Origin of the sequence: Pseudoalteromonas sp. MM1 (assembly GCF_030296835.1) — a bacterium.
Classification (GTDB): Bacteria; Pseudomonadota; Gammaproteobacteria; order Enterobacterales; family Alteromonadaceae; genus Pseudoalteromonas.
In genome coordinates, this window is sequence record NZ_AP027923.1 from 669548 (window position 1) to 685380 (window position 15833).

17 protein-coding genes and 2 pseudogenes are annotated in these 15833 nt (G+C 39.6%); 6 read left to right on the forward strand and 13 right to left on the reverse strand.

Features of this window, described 5'->3' with window-relative positions; genetic code table 11:
- Positions 1-51: 51 nt before the first annotated feature.
- The 5 genes from QUE46_RS19625 to QUE46_RS19645 form a co-directional block, all read right to left on the reverse strand.
- Positions 52-1575: a tripartite tricarboxylate transporter permease gene (locus QUE46_RS19625; RefSeq protein ID WP_286248361.1), complete on the reverse strand. Its 1524-nt coding sequence runs from the start codon at positions 1573-1575 to the stop codon at positions 52-54.
- A 12-nt stretch (positions 1576-1587) separates the two neighbouring features.
- On the reverse strand, positions 1588-2076 hold the full coding sequence (locus QUE46_RS19630; RefSeq protein WP_286248363.1) for a tripartite tricarboxylate transporter TctB family protein: 489 nt from the start codon (positions 2074-2076) through the stop codon (positions 1588-1590).
- A gap of 60 nt (positions 2077-2136) precedes the next feature.
- Positions 2137-3099, reverse strand: coding sequence for a tripartite tricarboxylate transporter substrate binding protein (locus tag QUE46_RS19635; protein ID WP_286248367.1), 963 nt, complete (start codon positions 3097-3099; stop codon positions 2137-2139).
- Between the two features lie 124 nt (positions 3100-3223).
- The gene (locus QUE46_RS19640; RefSeq protein ID WP_286248369.1) at positions 3224-4297 is read right to left on the reverse strand and encodes an isocitrate/isopropylmalate dehydrogenase family protein; all 1074 of its coding nucleotides are present in this window, start codon (positions 4295-4297) and stop codon (positions 3224-3226) included.
- A gap of 25 nt (positions 4298-4322) precedes the next feature.
- Positions 4323-4985, reverse strand: a complete 663-nt coding sequence (locus QUE46_RS19645) for an aspartate/glutamate racemase family protein (RefSeq protein WP_286248371.1) — start codon at positions 4983-4985, stop codon at positions 4323-4325.
- Positions 4986-5250: 265 nt separating this feature from the next.
- Between QUE46_RS19645 and QUE46_RS19650 the strand changes: the two genes are divergently transcribed.
- The gene (locus QUE46_RS19650) at positions 5251-6198 is read left to right on the forward strand and encodes a GntR family transcriptional regulator (RefSeq protein WP_286248373.1); all 948 of its coding nucleotides are present in this window, start codon (positions 5251-5253) and stop codon (positions 6196-6198) included.
- Positions 6199-6324: 126 nt separating this feature from the next.
- Here QUE46_RS19650 and QUE46_RS19655 read toward each other — a convergent pair whose 3' ends face one another.
- The 6 genes from QUE46_RS19655 to QUE46_RS19680 form a co-directional block, all read right to left on the reverse strand.
- Positions 6325-6492 carry an SEC-C metal-binding domain-containing protein gene (locus QUE46_RS19655; RefSeq protein ID WP_055013558.1) on the reverse strand — a complete coding sequence of 56 codons (168 nt, stop codon included), beginning with the start codon at positions 6490-6492 and terminating at the stop codon, positions 6325-6327.
- A gap of 44 nt (positions 6493-6536) precedes the next feature.
- Positions 6537-8156: an HAD family acid phosphatase gene (locus QUE46_RS19660; RefSeq protein WP_286248378.1), complete on the reverse strand. Its 1620-nt coding sequence runs from the start codon at positions 8154-8156 to the stop codon at positions 6537-6539.
- Positions 8157-8174: 18 nt separating this feature from the next.
- The gene (locus tag QUE46_RS19665; protein WP_286248380.1) at positions 8175-8735 is read right to left on the reverse strand and encodes a hypothetical protein; all 561 of its coding nucleotides are present in this window, start codon (positions 8733-8735) and stop codon (positions 8175-8177) included.
- Positions 8736-8763: 28 nt separating this feature from the next.
- Complete coding sequence (folE2, locus tag QUE46_RS19670) at positions 8764-9672, reverse strand: GTP cyclohydrolase FolE2 (RefSeq protein ID WP_286248382.1); 909 nt, start codon at positions 9670-9672, stop codon at positions 8764-8766.
- A gap of 17 nt (positions 9673-9689) precedes the next feature.
- A complete protein-coding gene (locus tag QUE46_RS19675) occupies positions 9690-11024 on the reverse strand; it encodes a dihydroorotase (RefSeq protein ID WP_286248383.1) in 1335 nt (444 codons plus the stop codon).
- Positions 11025-11085: 61 nt separating this feature from the next.
- The gene (locus QUE46_RS19680; protein ID WP_286248384.1) at positions 11086-11598 is read right to left on the reverse strand and encodes a DUF2796 domain-containing protein; all 513 of its coding nucleotides are present in this window, start codon (positions 11596-11598) and stop codon (positions 11086-11088) included.
- Positions 11599-11769: 171 nt separating this feature from the next.
- Between QUE46_RS19680 and QUE46_RS19685 the strand changes: the two are divergent.
- From QUE46_RS19685 to QUE46_RS19695, 3 genes and pseudogenes are all read left to right on the forward strand, one after another.
- Positions 11770-12009 (forward strand): annotated as a pseudogene (locus QUE46_RS19685) (GNAT family N-acetyltransferase); the annotation flags it as partial.
- A gap of 163 nt (positions 12010-12172) precedes the next feature.
- Positions 12173-12370: pseudogene (locus QUE46_RS19690) on the forward strand (GNAT family N-acetyltransferase); the annotation flags it as partial.
- A 57-nt stretch (positions 12371-12427) separates the two neighbouring features.
- On the forward strand, positions 12428-12916 hold the full coding sequence (locus QUE46_RS19695; RefSeq protein ID WP_286248386.1) for a GNAT family N-acetyltransferase: 489 nt from the start codon (positions 12428-12430) through the stop codon (positions 12914-12916).
- A 44-nt stretch (positions 12917-12960) separates the two neighbouring features.
- On the opposite strand, the gene QUE46_RS19700 is transcribed toward QUE46_RS19695, so the two are convergent.
- Together QUE46_RS19700 and QUE46_RS19705 are read right to left on the reverse strand one after the other, a co-directional pair.
- Positions 12961-13371 (reverse strand): hypothetical protein, encoded by a 411-nt coding sequence (locus tag QUE46_RS19700; protein WP_286248388.1) that lies wholly within the window; start codon positions 13369-13371, stop codon positions 12961-12963.
- A 21-nt stretch (positions 13372-13392) separates the two neighbouring features.
- Complete coding sequence (locus QUE46_RS19705; RefSeq protein ID WP_200910433.1) at positions 13393-13821, reverse strand: DUF2938 family protein; 429 nt, start codon at positions 13819-13821, stop codon at positions 13393-13395.
- Positions 13822-14042: 221 nt separating this feature from the next.
- Between QUE46_RS19705 and QUE46_RS19710 the strand changes: the two genes are divergently transcribed.
- Together QUE46_RS19710 and QUE46_RS19715 are read left to right on the forward strand one after the other, a co-directional pair.
- Positions 14043-14927: a LysR family transcriptional regulator gene (locus QUE46_RS19710; protein ID WP_286248394.1), complete on the forward strand. Its 885-nt coding sequence runs from the start codon at positions 14043-14045 to the stop codon at positions 14925-14927.
- A 535-nt stretch (positions 14928-15462) separates the two neighbouring features.
- Positions 15463-15804: a hypothetical protein gene (locus QUE46_RS19715; protein ID WP_286248396.1), complete on the forward strand. Its 342-nt coding sequence runs from the start codon at positions 15463-15465 to the stop codon at positions 15802-15804.
- The last annotated feature ends 29 nt before the right edge of the window (positions 15805-15833 follow it).

A 15833-nucleotide genomic window follows, 5' to 3' on the forward strand; every position in this document is an offset into this window, starting at 1 on the left:
GGGTACAAAAATGTACCCAAAAATAAAGTGTATTAATTAGTGCTAAAAGATTTAGCTAATTGATTTTGCTTTGATTCGTTTGTAAGAACGTAAAGCAATAGAGAGGGCCATTGAGATCCCAATGACTGAAATAAGCCCCAGAGAAATAGGACGTTCAATAAAGATACTTAAACTACCTTCACTGATTATTAATGACTGTAAAAATGTACTTTCAGCCATTGCTCCTAATACTAGTGCTAATACTGTTGCTGCAGGGCTATAACCATAGAGTTTCATAGCAAAACCTAAAACGCCCATAACTATTAGCATCGCAACTTCAATAATACTGTTATTCAATGCATAAGAGCCGACCACACATAAAATTACAATAACGGGAACAACCATGCGATATGGAACATCTAAAAATTTAACAAACACTGGTATTGCTACAATACTCAAGATCACAAGTACTATATTACCAAGGTACATGCTTGCAATAAGGCCCCAAACTAACTCAGGATTATTATCAATTAATGTTGGTCCTGGTTGTAAACCCCACATCATAAGTGCACCTAGTAAAACCGCTGTTGCACCAGAGCCAGGAATACCTAAAGAAATAAGAGGAACCATAGCCCCTGCAGATGCTGCATTATTAGCAGCTTCTGGAGCAACTAACCCACGCATTTCGCCTTTCCCAAAGTCTTCTGAATTTTTTGCTACTTTCTTTTCCACTGAATAAGCTAAAATAGATCCGATTGTGGCTCCAGAGCCAGGTAATACACCTGCAATAAAGCCAATAATAGCGCCTCTAAAAAAAGTAAATTTAGATTCAACATAGTCTTTCATTGTCGGCCAAAAGTCTTTTGACATAAATGAAAATTGAATATGCTCGGCTGGTTTTTTGTGCTGCCCGGTGTAAATGCAATACAACAGCTCACCAATACCAAATAAACCAATAGCTACAGGTACAAAGTAAATACCCCCAATTAGTTCAGGAGAGCCAAAAGTGTAGCGTTGAGAACCGCTCACAGCATCTACACCAACCATGGCAATAGCAAATCCTATTAGAGCAGAAATAACCCCATTTAAACGGTTATCTCCCATCATTGTTGTTAACAAAAGTAGGCCTAGCATGATAACTAAAAAGTACTCTGAAGGACCAAATGCTGACGCTACGCCAGCTAGTACTGGCGCAAAACCGCAAATTAAAATTACCCCGATAGTACCGCCAATAAACGATGCAATAGCTTGCATTACCAGTGCAGGACCGGCGCGACCTTTTTGCGCTAGCGGATAACCATCTAAGGTGGAAGCTACCGTAGCAGACTCGCCTGGAGTATTTATTAATATTGAGGTAATTGTTCCTCCATACATAGAGCCATAATAAATTCCCGAAAGCATAATTATTGCTGTAGTGGGATCTAAGCCAAAGGTCATAGGAATTAATATCGCAATACCAGCTGCAGGACCAAAGCCAGGAAATAGCCCAACAATCATCCCTACAAACGCTCCTAACAATAAAAACATTAAGTTAGTACTGGTAAAGGCAACCGAGAGTCCAAACTCTAAATTTGTAAAAACATCACTAAAAAACATTATAAATTACCTTCACTCATAGAAATAAGACAGTAAACCATTGGGTAAACCTGTCTGTAACCACACATCAAATAACAAATAAACTAACGCCGGAAAAACAATAGAATAAATAATGTTCTTCTTTATTTGATTTGGATTAAAGAACCATAGGTAACCAAATACAAATGCCACCATTGAGATAATTGCCCCAGCACTATTAAGAATCAGAATAAATACTGCTATTAGAGCTGCAAGAATTAACGTATCGAGAGGATAAAAAATTTCATTATTACTTGTTTTTTTATCCACAACATCTTGATTCAGTTTTCTTTTTTCTAAGTACTGAATCAGGTCGTTCTTTGTGTTAATGCCTGTAGCTATAATTAATGCAATGCCTATAATTAATGGAAAGTACCCAGGACCAGGTCTTTCGTTGATCCCATGAAGGTCAAGCGTCAAGTATCCATATATAGTAAAACCAAGAGAGCCTATAAAAAGACCTATGGAAAATAAATGTTGCATATTCAAACCTTAAATTAAGAGTGGTGAGTTATCACCACTATCATTTATTTCTGTTTAGCTTTACTTAACAGCGCCAATTTCTTTAAGAACTCGTTCAAAATCAGCACTTGTATGGGCTAAATTAGCGGAAAACTCTTCACCCCACATGGTGTTACCAGATAAGCTGTTAGTTTTTAAATAAGATTTCCATTCTTTAGTTGCTATAACTTTTTTTAGTGCTGCAATCCACCATTGTTGAACTTCTTTACTAATTCCTGCTGGCATTACAATGCCTCGAGGTAATGAAAAGGCAAAATCGTAGCCTTGCTCTTTAAAAGTTGGCACATCTTTATATACAGTGCTGCGCTGAGCTTCTGAATAGGCCAACGCACGAAACTTACCTGCTGCTATTTGTCCGGATACCTCTGACGGGTTGGCCACAATAGCGTCCACACTATTAGAAGTTAATGATGTAACCATGCCACCACCCGATTGAGACGGGACGTAGTCGAAATTAAAACCAGCTACTTGTGAAAATAAAGAGGCTGTAACACGTTCAGGTCCGGCAGCACCTGTACCGCCAATTGTTACTCGGTTATTTTTAGCATGTTCAACAAAGTCTTTAGCTGTTTTAAATTTAGAGTCTGCACGTACAACAATAAACATTGCATCTTGGGCTAATAAGCCAATTGGCGTAAAGTCACGGTATGTCCAGCCGGTATTTGAGATTAATGGCGTGCCTAAAAAGTTACCGCTTGTAGAGGTCATGTTGTATTCGCTGCCTTTCTTTTTAGCAACAAAATTAAAACCTACAGCTCCACTGCCGCCAGCTAAGTTATCAACACGAATAGTTGGCTCATAAATGTCATATTTTTTAAGAATATCTACCACCGTTCTAGACATAAGGTCATTCCCCCCTCCTGGACCAAATGCGATGGTGTAATTCATTCTTTTAGTTGGATAATCGTTGTCAGCAAAGCTCGCCGGTGCGAAAAACACTGTTGTCAGTATTGATATTGCCGTTATTTTTTTGAATATAGACATACGTTTTCCTTTTTTAATATTTGTTATAGTGAGTTATGCTTTTAATTGTGTGTGTAAATACATAACTCATGTTTTGGAACGCTGCCTTAGCAGCGTTATTTGTAATCTTTATTCTTTTTTCAATTTAGTTCGCAATCAGCATTTCAGCTACTGCTGCACTAAACGCTTTACATCCAGTGTTACCGCCTAAGTCTGCAGTACGCTTTTCAGGATTTTTTAATGTTTCATCAACGGCATCAACCATTGCTTGTGCTGCTTTAATAAGCTCTGGTTTTTGGTGTTTCTCACCCATCCAATCAATCATCATTGCAACAGATAGGATCATAGATACAGGGTTAGCTTTATCTTGGCCTTCAATATCTGGAGCCGAGCCATGCTGGGCTTGGGCGCAGCAGTGCTCATCACTTGCCATAATTGAGCCCGCTAAACCTAAACTGCCTGAAAGCTCACTCGCTAAATCACTAATAATGTCGCCATAGAAATTGGTTGCCACTAACACATCAAAGCGCTCAGGGTTGCGAACCAAATGAGCAGTAGATGCATCGACTAATAGATCGTCTAAGACAACATCTGGAAAGTCTTTTGCTACATCATTTACTGCTTCCATGAATAAGCCATCAGTCATATGAAAACTGTTTGCTTTGTGAATCGCCGTTACTTTTTTATTACGCTTCATTGCTAATTCAAAAGCTTTACGTGCAATGCGCTCACTACAATGGCGCGTGATCTTACGTGTAGATAGCGCCATATCTGGAGATGGTTTTACTTCACCCCAGCCCTGTGTCATGTTTCTATCTGGGTAGAAACCTTCAGTAGCTTCACGCATGATGACTAAATCCATACTCTTACCTTCACTCATATTTGTTTGGATGTAAGGGCGCGATCTTGCGGGTCTAACGTTTGCGTATAGATCTAAGCCAATTCTAAAACCAGCAGAAACGTTACGACCACCAAGCTCCGGTTTAGGGTAGTCAGCATGAGACTGTGTACCTAAAATGATACCATCAAAGGTTTTGGCCTTTTCTAACGTTTCTTCTCTTAGCGTAGTGCCGTGTTTTTCTAGGCTTTTAAAACCAACATCTTCAAACTCGTAAGATAAAGATAACGAGAATTTTTGATTTGCAGCTTCAAGAACTTTAAGCGCACCATCTGTAATTTCTGGACCAATACCATCACCTGGCATTACTAATATTTTCATTTTTACCTCATCTCTATTTTTAAATTTATTTACTTTTAGCGTTAACTAATATTTTTAATAACTCAACAGCACTATTTGGGCTTGTTAAAATGGGCTTGTCATTTATTTTGCATACAGACTCTAGTGCTAACGATGAAGAAAAATGGGCAAGCATTAATACTTCTTCATTAATCAGTTGCTGCGCTGTTTCAGCCATCAGATCATTATGCTTAGCAGTATCACCTTCATTAAGAGCTGCTTTAGCACCGCTTGCGCAAATGCTAGTTAAGCGAGCATCTGGATTAACTTCCTTAGCTAGTGCATAAAACTCATTTTCCATTCCTGAAACGGCAGGCATAAAAGAGGCAACCATACCTATTTGACTACTCATTTGTAATGCTTTTCGAAACATACCTTCATTAGGCTTTAAAATTGGTATAGGAAATATCTCATTTGCTTTATCAATTGCCTCACCAAATGCTGAACATGTATACAACACACCATCAGCGCCTAATTCAACAGCATAACGGCTGTGTTCGATTACACGCTGAACTAACTCTTGCGATAACTCTTCGTTTTTGCTTCGTAAAATACCAAGTGACTCATCAAGTAAATTAATCAATTTAGCCTCTGGCCATATAACTTTAAATGCGTCATCTATTGGCCCCATAGCGGCCTTTACTGCATGAACTAAAACAATCGTTGTCATATTTCTAATCTTTTATATTGGTAAACGTAAGTGTTACAAATTAATTGTACTTTGTTTCGACAAAGTACAATCTATTGTATGAAAAATAGAATGTCAACTTATTAAATTAGATAACTTTAAATAAAAGTTAACTCATTGTTTTTTAGTTTCTTTAAATTCAAGTGGAATTGAGGGGGTAAACCAATTTAAAATTGTTTTATTCAAAATAAAGTACAATAAATATAATTGCTGGTATTATACTTACTACAATGGCGGCTGTTTCTATATGGCAAAAAATAATCGTTTTAGGCAAATATTTATGGAAAAGACTTCAAATAAAACGTCTGCTGAATTACTCGCGGATAAAATATATGAAGAGATAATCTCTGAAGGTTTTGAAGCTAATACACACATTAAAGAGCTATTTTTCTCTGATAAGCTTAAGGTATCGCGTACACCAATAAGGGCAGCGTTTAATGTATTAGAGCAACAAGGCATACTTACTAAAAAGCCAAATCAAGGCTACTTTCTTAAGGTTCGTCCAAATAAAGTGCCTCAGAGTTTTGATTACAAGAAATTAAGTGATGACAGTGGTCTTAACTCACTTTGCTATCAAATAGGGCAAGATTATTTAAAAGGTCAGATTGATACCACCTTTGTAGAAAATCAATTAATTAATAAATACCAACAAAACAGAAAGTCTGTACAAGCTGCCTTAATGGCTATGGAAAAAGATCATTGGATATCGAGAAGGGTCGGTTATGGCTGGAAATTTAATTCTTTTATTTCTTCACCTGTTTCATATGCGCAAAGTTATCGTTTTAGGGTGTTGATAGAGTCAGCTGCGTTATTAGAGCCGACATTTGAAGTTAATCATGATCAAATAGTTATGTTGCGTATGTCTCAAAGAGAGATACTCAATAATAAAGAAAAAAAGGTATCTGCAGCAGAAATGTTTAATGCTGGTGTTTTATTTCACGAAACTATTGTTGGGATGGCAAATAATGTATTTCTGTTAAATGCCTTAAAAAAAGTGAATAGGCTAAGGCGACTAATTGAATATAACGTGTATAGCGAAAGGGCAATCCCTAAAAAAGAGTGTGAAGAGCATTTAGTTTTATTAGATCTTATAGCTGAAAATAAGCTTCAAGAATCTTCACTATTTTTAAAAGAACATATAGGAAGAGTAGCCAAAGAGAAAGAGGATATAGCTACGCAGCTACTTAATAAGTGATTGTATTTAATTTGCTTTTAACCTAAGGAACTATGATTTAAATATAGCTATTTAAAAATTAAAATAGGGCTTACGTTACGTTAGCCCTATTTTTTATACCTAAATTAAAAGCAGCTTTGCTGCAATTTATGCGTTTTTACCACAACACTTTTTATATTTACGGCCGTTACCACATACACACGGATCGTTTCGTCCTACTTTAGGTGTGCCTCGTGTAATAGGGCTTTGCGGTGGTGGGCAGCAGCTTGTGTTAGTGCAGCCCGAGCTGGTTGGCGTTGAAGGTTTATCTGTCATGTTTTTTTCCTTTTTAAATAACGTGAGCTCTGGTTAAATAGTGCCTACCACGAGCCATACATAGGGTTTGGTAGTAAAAATAAAGACTTACCAAGCTTTGGTTGTAGCGCTTCTATATTGGCCGACTCTTGCGTGATGCCACTAAAGTCTTCTATATTGTCCCCTATCTGAAATTTTATAACGTACGGTTGTTGCCAGTTATTTTGTGTGCCTTTAGGTGTAAAACAATCGGCTGTACCTTTTGTTATTTGTTGGCGGCGAAGGTCTTTATCGTTAATAAAGTGCTTGCCATCTACAGCGGTTTTATCAGCCTCAGAGCGGCCCATTAAGCAGGTGTTTTCTACCGTTATAGGCAAGCCAACGGCTTTAAGGTTATTCCATGTGTGTTCATCGTTTGCTTTATCGCGGTTGGTAATTAAGGCGACTTTACCGCCTTGCTTGTAAAGCGCTTCTATAAACGATTTAGCACCAGGTACTAGCGTTGCGTTTTCGCTTTTTACCCAGGCTTGCCAGGTATCTGGAGTATAACCTTTACCGCTAAGCTCGGTTTGTTTTTGATAGGCAGAGTTATCAAGTACGGTTTCATCTACATCCATCACTGCTACCCAGTTAGTTGCAGAGCGCGGTAGTTGCGCAACAGCAGTTTGAGCTTGTTGATACATGTAAGTGGTTAATGCCTGATACTCTTTACTGGTTGTTTGCCACAAAACTGATGCCGATAGCGCATTTGCGTTATCTGAAATTGAAACCGACACCGCGCAATGGTCGCTTAGCATGGCCTCTTTTTGCATATTTTTAAAAAGGTGTACTTGAGCAGAGTTTGCAATGTTTGTAGCGTCCATTTTACCCACAATTATATGATCGATAGGCGCAGGATAGCGTGCTTGGCAACCGGGTAAATTTTTAGTGGTTATGCTTGTTGAGCGCTCATTACTTATTAAAGTGCGGGTTAATCGGTTATAGGGAGCAGAAATACGATGGTTAAAATCACCCAGTACGATGTATGGTGTGTTTGCTGCTTCGCGCTTTGCTATCCAGCTATCTAACACCGGTGCTTGCTGGGCATAGGTTTTACATGCTGGCGAGTCACTTTTAAGGTAGTCGTCTACAAAGCAGCCGCTTTTCATGTGTACGTTAAGTATATCGGTGGGACCTTGCGGCGAGTTTACTGTTAATTGTAAACCATAACGTAGCCCTGTTTTTGTTAAACCTAGCGGCTCAAAGGGCGTACTTTTTAATACAGGAATGCTTTTTTTAACTGCAAAAGCCACTTTTTGCTGAGTTGATAAAGCCCCAGTTTTACGACACGTGTAAGCGGGGCTTGCAGCCCTATTCGACACAATAAGTTGCCACTCACTTTGAGGGAATATTTGCTTTAATGCCTCTTTAGACGCTACCTCTTGCAGGGCAAAAATGTCGGCATTTAACGAATTTGCATAGGCTTTCATGGCTTCAATATCGCTAAGCGTTCTGGGTTTACAGCCTGTATTAATGGGGTAAGCTAAGTGCTCAACGTTCCACGTTACTACTTTTAATGGCTGCGCTGTGTTTGCTATTAGTGCGCTAGGCTCTGCTGTGGCACTATTTGTAGGTGTTACGCTTGAGGTACAGCCAATACTAAGTGCGCCAATAAAAGTAATTGTTAATGCATTAAGCACTTTCATGTATTTAGTCCTTTGTTGTTAGAGTTCGTTTGCCAGTTTTTTATAGCCTTTTACTAAATCGTGATTGGCCGAAACCACCGATTCAGAAAAGCTTGAGTACTCTGGCGGTACTTTACTTATGCTGTTTAAATCAAAGCCGGGCTCTATATTGGTCATTGGCGGCACATGAAAATCGTTTGGTAAGTTCAACCCATCAATTACACAGTTGTGCCTTACTACACAGCCATTGCCAATTGCTGATCTAAATACTACCGAGTTAAAGCCAATAAATACATCGTCACCTACACTACATGGGCCATGTATAATTGAGCGGTGTGCTATAGATGTACGCTCGCCAATAGATACCGCCGCCCCCGATTTAGAATGAATAACCACCCCATCTTGTATGTTTGAATTTTTTTTAATAACAATAGGCTGCATGTCGCCGGTGTCGTCTACTTCGTCGGCTCTAATTACTGCATAGGGGCCAATAAATACGTTGTCTTCAATAATTACTTTACCGCAAATAATGGCGGTTGGGTCTATAAATGCACTTTGCGCTACGCTTGGCATGTGGCCGTTTGGGTTTTTTCTTAACATGTTTACTCCTTACTATTTAACGCTCTGACTATACAAATTTTTGGTCGTACACTACGGCATTGTGCGCATGTAAGCTTTCTTGGTGCTCTACTTTAAAGTGGTAGTCGCAAATATCTGTATTTTGCTCAAGGGCGTGCTTTAACCTGCGGGCAGCGTCTTCACAAAACAGTAGGTTTTTGGCGTTTAATTTAGCAAAGGCTTGCTCGTCTTCTCGTTTTACTGCGGTTTGTACTGGTGTGCCTATGGCTTGTTCCATTTGCGTAATAAGAGTGGGTAAATCAGGAAGTTGCTCACCTAGTAAACTCATGTTTATATATGCATACGAGCGTTGGCTGTGCGGGGTAGCTACACTGCCTTGCTGCGATGTAAGCCACTCTAACAAGGCATTTTTATCAAGCTGGTGCTCTGAAAAGTGCTCTGCTACGGCGTCACTCAACGCTTGCCTAGAAAGCGCGGCAGAACAGGGGCACGTGCTAGAATAAGGAATTGTTAGGCTAAGCTCGGTATTAATAACGCCATTTTTAATGGTTTTGCTAATAGCCACCGGATACGCCTGAAATCCAGATTGATTAGATAAAAGCGCGGGCTTATTTATTACCAGCTCAAAAGCTAAATCTACTTTGGCACTTAAGCTTAAGCCTTGCTGAGAGCTCAGCATGTTTTCAACTAGCGTTGTTAAAACTTGGCCATTGAGTGGCTTATTAGCCAGTTGTTCATTAAGCAATAAATACAAGCGCGACATATGTATGCCTTTTGCATTTTCTTTATCAAGGCTAACAAATATGCCTGCTTTGGCGTGAGTATGTAGTTGCTCACCTTTGTTATTTAAAATATGTAACGGCAGCGAAACCTCTTCCATACCCACCCATTGTAATGGGCGTGCATTAAGAGAATTAGGCTGCGAAGTAATATCGGGCAAATGGCTTTTAGCATTCATAAATTTAACTATTCCGGTTAACGATTAAATACAAGAGGCATAGCAGGTTTACTAGGTTTAGTGACTGTTTTGCCATCGTAAAGGCGCTCGCCATTAACCCAAGTGCTCACTATTTTTGAAGAAAATTCAACCCCGTCAAAAGGTGTCCAGCCACATAGGTAGCGGCAAGCGTCGTGGCTCACCTTTGTGGTTTGCTGTGTACTTATCAGCACTAAATCGGCGTAGTAACCCTCTTTTATAAAGCCGCGTTTATCTACTTTAAAACGCAGCGCGGGGTTATGTGCGGTTTTTTCTACCACCTGCTCTATGCTTAAACGGTTGTGTTTTACATGCTCAAGTAAGCTTAAAAGTGCGTGCTCTACTAAGGGTAAGCCTGCTGGTGCATTAACATAATCGGTTTGTTTTTCTTGCCACGTATGCGGGGCGTGATCGGTGGCAATAATATCTATTTGATTATTTTTAACCGCGTTTATAAGCGCATCGCGGTCGGTGTTAGCTTTTATGGCAGGGTTACATTTTATTAAGTTGCCCAACGCTTCGTAATCTTGCTCGCTAAAGTATAAATGGTGTACACAGGCTTCTGCGGTAATGCTTTTATTGGCTATATCGCCTTTAGTAAATAAACTCAGCTCTTTTTCGGTGGATATGTGTAATACATGCAATTGCGCATTGTATTTTTTAGCAAGCGACACCGCATACGACGATGAAGCATAACAAGCCTCTGCGTCGCGTATTTTAGGGTGGTCGGTAATGTTAGGTATAATGCCTTGTTGATCATAGCGCTGATTGTTTTTGCTAATGGTTTTACCATCTTCGCAGTGGGTAACTATAAGCACAGGGCATTCACGAAAAATTCCCTCAAGCGCTTTTGGGTTCTCTACTAATAAATTACCGGTAGATGCGCCCATAAACACTTTTACGCCACAGACTTTTTTAGGGTCGAGCGCTTTAATATCATCTAAATTGTGCTCGGTTGCGCCAAGGTAAAAAGAGTAATTGGCATAAGAGTGCTGCTCGGCTATGGCGTATTTTTCTTCAAGCGCCGCTTTGTTTGTGGTTGAAGGGGTAACATTAGGCATTTCCATATAACTGGTTATTCCGCCGGCCACTGCAGCACGTGATTCAGTTAATATAGAGCCTTTATGAGTAAGCCCTGGCTCTCTAAAATGCACTTGGTCGTCAATCATACCTGGGAGTAAGTACGCGCCTTTTGCATCAATTACATCATCGTTTATGCTCGGGGTGATATTAGCAGCAATGCATTCAATAAATTGGTTGGTAATGCGTACATCAACACGTTGCGTTTTACCTTCGTTAACCATTTGGGCATTTTTTATTAGTTGGCTTTTCATGCTTACGGCTCTTATTTAGTCAGCAATTTATGTTTAATGGGTGTGAGTTGGCTGCCAAATATTAGCTTTGCCAACTAATAATAGGATTATTGCGCGTCACCTCTGCTGAGCCTTGCCCTGTGTTACTAATCCACTGTACGTTAAGCGCATTAAGTGAAGGCATTAACTTAAACAACGTGACCGAAAAGCCCCTTACGGGTGTTTTGCAGTTAAAATTGTAATTAGCTTCAACATTATGATGATCGTGGCTATGAAGCTCTGCATGTTCATCATGACTGTGAGCCAGTGAGTTTTCGGTGCTTTGTAAAATACACTGCCCTTTTATATCAATAGCATGGCTGCTAATTTTTAACTGTTGGGCAAGTACATCAATCGCATTTTTATCTGCTGAGTTTGCAGCTTGGTGCTCAAAACCTAGCGCATCAGCAGCAGGAATAATAAACTGCATTTGCAGCACGCTACCCTCTTGAGCAATAAGTAGCTCACCTTCCCCATGCACATGCTTTTGCGCATGAGCGCTAAAGCCCAACCCTACTAGCAGGGCAACACTCAGCCCTTTTGTAAACGTTTTCATAAGCTAACCCTTATTTAAAATAGAGCTAAATACAGTAATTGTTATAATATAACATATTGCTTTTATCCTAAAAAGGTAATAATTAAGGCTCTATTGGGCTGGTAAAGCCATTTATTGTTTATAGGTACAGATACTGGTAAGTTTAAGTTAGTTATATTTTTAAGGATAAGCATGAAGCTCTCATTGGAAGACATCACCGCCGGTAACTACGAAGCCGTATGCGATTTAGAGGTTGCTAAAACACAAGAAGAATCTGTAGCGTGTAATATGTGGTCGTTAGTAGAGGCGCACTACAATAGTGGGTATACCTGTAAAGCGATTTACCTAAATGCTCTGCCAGTAGGCTTTTTTATGTGGGTACAAGAAACCCCTACAAAGGTTTCTATTTGGCGCTTTATGGTTGATCAAGCTTATACCAACTCCAATAAATAGCTGCTCTATTTTACTTGCTAAAACAACCCATTTCTTTGTTTTAAATTTCGTAAAGGGAACAACCATTTACATCAATTTACGCCTAGAACTGAATTGTTTTTTCGGCGTAAAATTTAGAACACATACTTAATGGAGTTGGTATTATCAAAATAAAGGCATTGGACGCAAAGCACTATTCATGGCAATTGAAGAGATTAAAACGACTTCTAAGCTTGAACAAATCGAAATTTGTTACAACCCGCAAAACCCAATAGCTAAAAACATTTATACAAGCTTTGGGTTTGAGGAAGTTGGCCTCGATGAAGACGACATGTTAGCCGTTATTAAAATTAGCCGTTAACTCATTGATAAGTCGGCCGCTAATTTTAAGGAATAATAATAGTTGTAAGGAAATACTGTGATCATAAGAGCATTTTCAAAGAACGATTTTTTAGCCGTTCAAAATATTTATCAGCAAGGTATTGATACCGGCAACGCGACCTTTCAAACTGAAGCGAAAAGTTGGCAACAGTGGAATAGTTCTATGCTCAACTGTTGTCGTCTTGTTGCAGTTGAGAATGAAAAGGTGCTTGGCTGGGCCGGATTATCTGCGGTTTCTAGCCGTGAGGTTTACTCGGGTGTTGCCGAGGTAAGTGTATATGTTGCAAACCAAGCCCATGGTAAAGGTTTGGGGCACGCATTGCTTTGTGCACTCATTAATGAATCAGAAAAAAGCGGTATATGGATGCTACAAGCCAGTATATTCCCTGAAAACATAAGCAGCATTGCTCTACATACTCGTAATGGTTTTAGGCAAGTTGGAAACCGAGAAAAATTAGGACAGCTGCATGGCGTATGGCGCAATGTAGCTTTAATGGAAAGGCGCAGCGCCGTAGTAGGTCTATAATCCTACAAACAGCGCAATGAGTGTGTATGTGCCTTTGGTGAATGTTAAACCGTTTTAGCAGGTAACTTAGTGGCTGTTACTGCTAAATAAGTGAGCCCAATAATACCTGTTAGTGCAAAGGCCGATAAAATAAAGGGGTCAACTAACAGGTTATCTTTAAATTCGAAGGTGCCTGCTGATATTTTTTTCCAGCCCATAAAGTGCTGATTAGCGGCCACTGTTGCGCCAAAAAAGCCAATCACTAAAGCAAAATATTTGCCTATCCAGTGTGTAACCGCAGGCGTTATTAATAATAAACCTAATAGGCCAATTACTGAGCGCTGCACTCTACAATAGGGGCAGGCATACACTATGCCTAATAAGTCTGTGCTCCACGCAGCTATTGAAATAATAATAGCGATTAAGCCCACTATTTTTATATGCGCAGAATAGGTGCTTAAATTTAAAATGTTCATGTACTGCTTTCCTACTTAAAATTATGCTAAAACCAGTGCGGTTAAAAACATGCCTAAGCCAAATATGGTGTGCCCTACAAAGCTTTTTATGCGCGTAACTGTGGGGTTAGGTGTTTTTGCACCGGCCATACCCGCCCCCATGCCTGGCATCATAATAAAAAAGGGGGCAACTATGCCAAACCACGAAACAAGTAATGTAGGTAGTATGGTTGGCAAATCAAGCCACTGCGTGTTTACACACACCATTAATATTAACCCGTACGCTATGCCAATTAGGTAATGTACAACCCAACCAATGGCAAGCTCACCTGGTATTTTTTCGGCCTTAGGTAGTGCAGGCTGATAAAATTGCCCCGACTTCATATGGCCTACCCAGCGCCCAACTAATCGCCAATTTGTGGCGGGTAAATCAAAAAACTTAGCGAGTAGCCCCGCGTAAATATCTAACACTAGTGTGCCCCCTATACCTATTAATATAAAAGTATAGATAGAGTCGTTGATCATGTGTTGTGTCTCCCGACGATACGTAAATTGGTAGGCGCTTTGCTGTTGAATATACCTAGCATAAATAGCAAAGCGCGTAGACTTGGTTATGTAATGTGATAATATTACCAAAACACCATTATGAACACTAATGGTAAAAACTTGTTTTGGAATGAATATAAATCATAATGCTTGAACGTAATCATCTACACATTATTAAAGAGGTTAACCGCCTTAAAAGCGTGACCGCCGCGGCCGAGAGTTTAAACTTAAGCCAGTCGGCTGTGAGCCATACTATTGCTAAATTAGAGCGTCGATTTGGCGTAAAACTGTGGCACCGTAAAGGCAATACACTGGTGTATTCTCAGGCGGGGCTTTATTTACTTTCGCTTGCAGACAAAATGGTCGCCGAGTTTGAATATGCCGAGCGCGTATTGCAAGAATTTGCCCAAGGCCGGCGAGGAATAATGCGCATAGGCATGGAGTGCCACCCGTGTGAGCAATGGCTAATGGGTAAAATTCAGCAATTTTTAAAAGCATGGCCAGAGGTAGACGTAGAAATAAAAAGTGCCTTTAGATTTGATGGCATAGCAGCACTAAAAGCCAACGAAATTGATGTGCTAATAACCCCCGACCCCGTAAATACAGAGGGCTTAAACTTTAGGTCGGTGTTTAACTACAATTTATGTATTGTAGTGAGCGAGCAAAACCCGTTATACAACAAAGCGTTTGTTACAGCACAAGATCTCGAAGACCAAATACTTTACACCGTACCCGTAGGCTACAACCGCTTAGATGTATATACCCGATTTTTAGACCCCGCTAACGTGCAACCCAAACGCAGAGTACCCATAGAAAGCACTGAGATGATGTTGCAATTAGTATCTGCCAATCGGGGTGTAGCAGCATTACCCGAGTGGCTAGTGTCGTCGCACGAAAGCCGTTTAGGTATAAAAGGTATCAGCATAGGTAATAAAGGGCTGCAAAAAAGCGTTAATGTAGGCGTACGCGATGACGACTTACAGCTTGATTATGTAAAAGGGTTTATAGAATCAACACGCTCAAATATGTAAATGACTTTGCCGTTAAATGTAGGGCGGTAAAGTGAATTAATAATTTTGGGGGGAGTATTAACTTGAGCTGTTAGGTATGTACCAGTGTGGGCCTGATAAGCGAAGCGCCATCCGACACAGTAAAATACCTTGCCAATTATTATAACCACTCTATGTTGTTGTGCTTCCATATTCAAGAAAATGAGCGACGAGCGCACTTTCTTTTTTCTGAATCTCTTTAGCATCAATAAAAAAATTATAGTTAGCAATACATTACGTTATTTGTTAAAAATAGATTTATTAATACATGCGCGTGACATTGGCAGAAAGATGCGACGAGCGCAGTATAAAATTGTTATAACTTCTTGTTGGAGAATGGATGCGAAATCGAAATCATGAATTAGTAGAAGTTTTAGTTGGCTTAATTGGCGACCTAACTATTTCAGTGAGCTTACTTCGAGAATATGAGTCCAAACCATACATGCATAAGCCAGAATTGAGAACTAGTCGACAGTGTATTTGGAGGTTATGTTTTAATTCAATAGTTTTAAATTGTATGAAGTATGTAGAATTAAATCGAAAGTATTCAAAAGAATTCAACGAAACATCTAAAGAGTTAAATAAGCTTCGAACACAATTTAGTGGAAAAATTTCTAGCAATAAATCTTTAGTGAGTCTTCGAAATGACTATGTTGCTCATGTTAACTCAAATACAACAAAGAAATGCTTAACCCCTAACGAAGTACAGGATCACATTATTAGCATGATAGGCGGTAATACTAATGCTGCTATGTTTCTCGATTGGATATGCCCAGAAAATTTTGATTCATCTAATCCCAATGACAGTTTGGTTGGTGTAATCACTCAGTTGCGGGATATGGTGCAAGCAAAGTTATAACAAACGCTTTAACCAAAGGACGCAAAGCG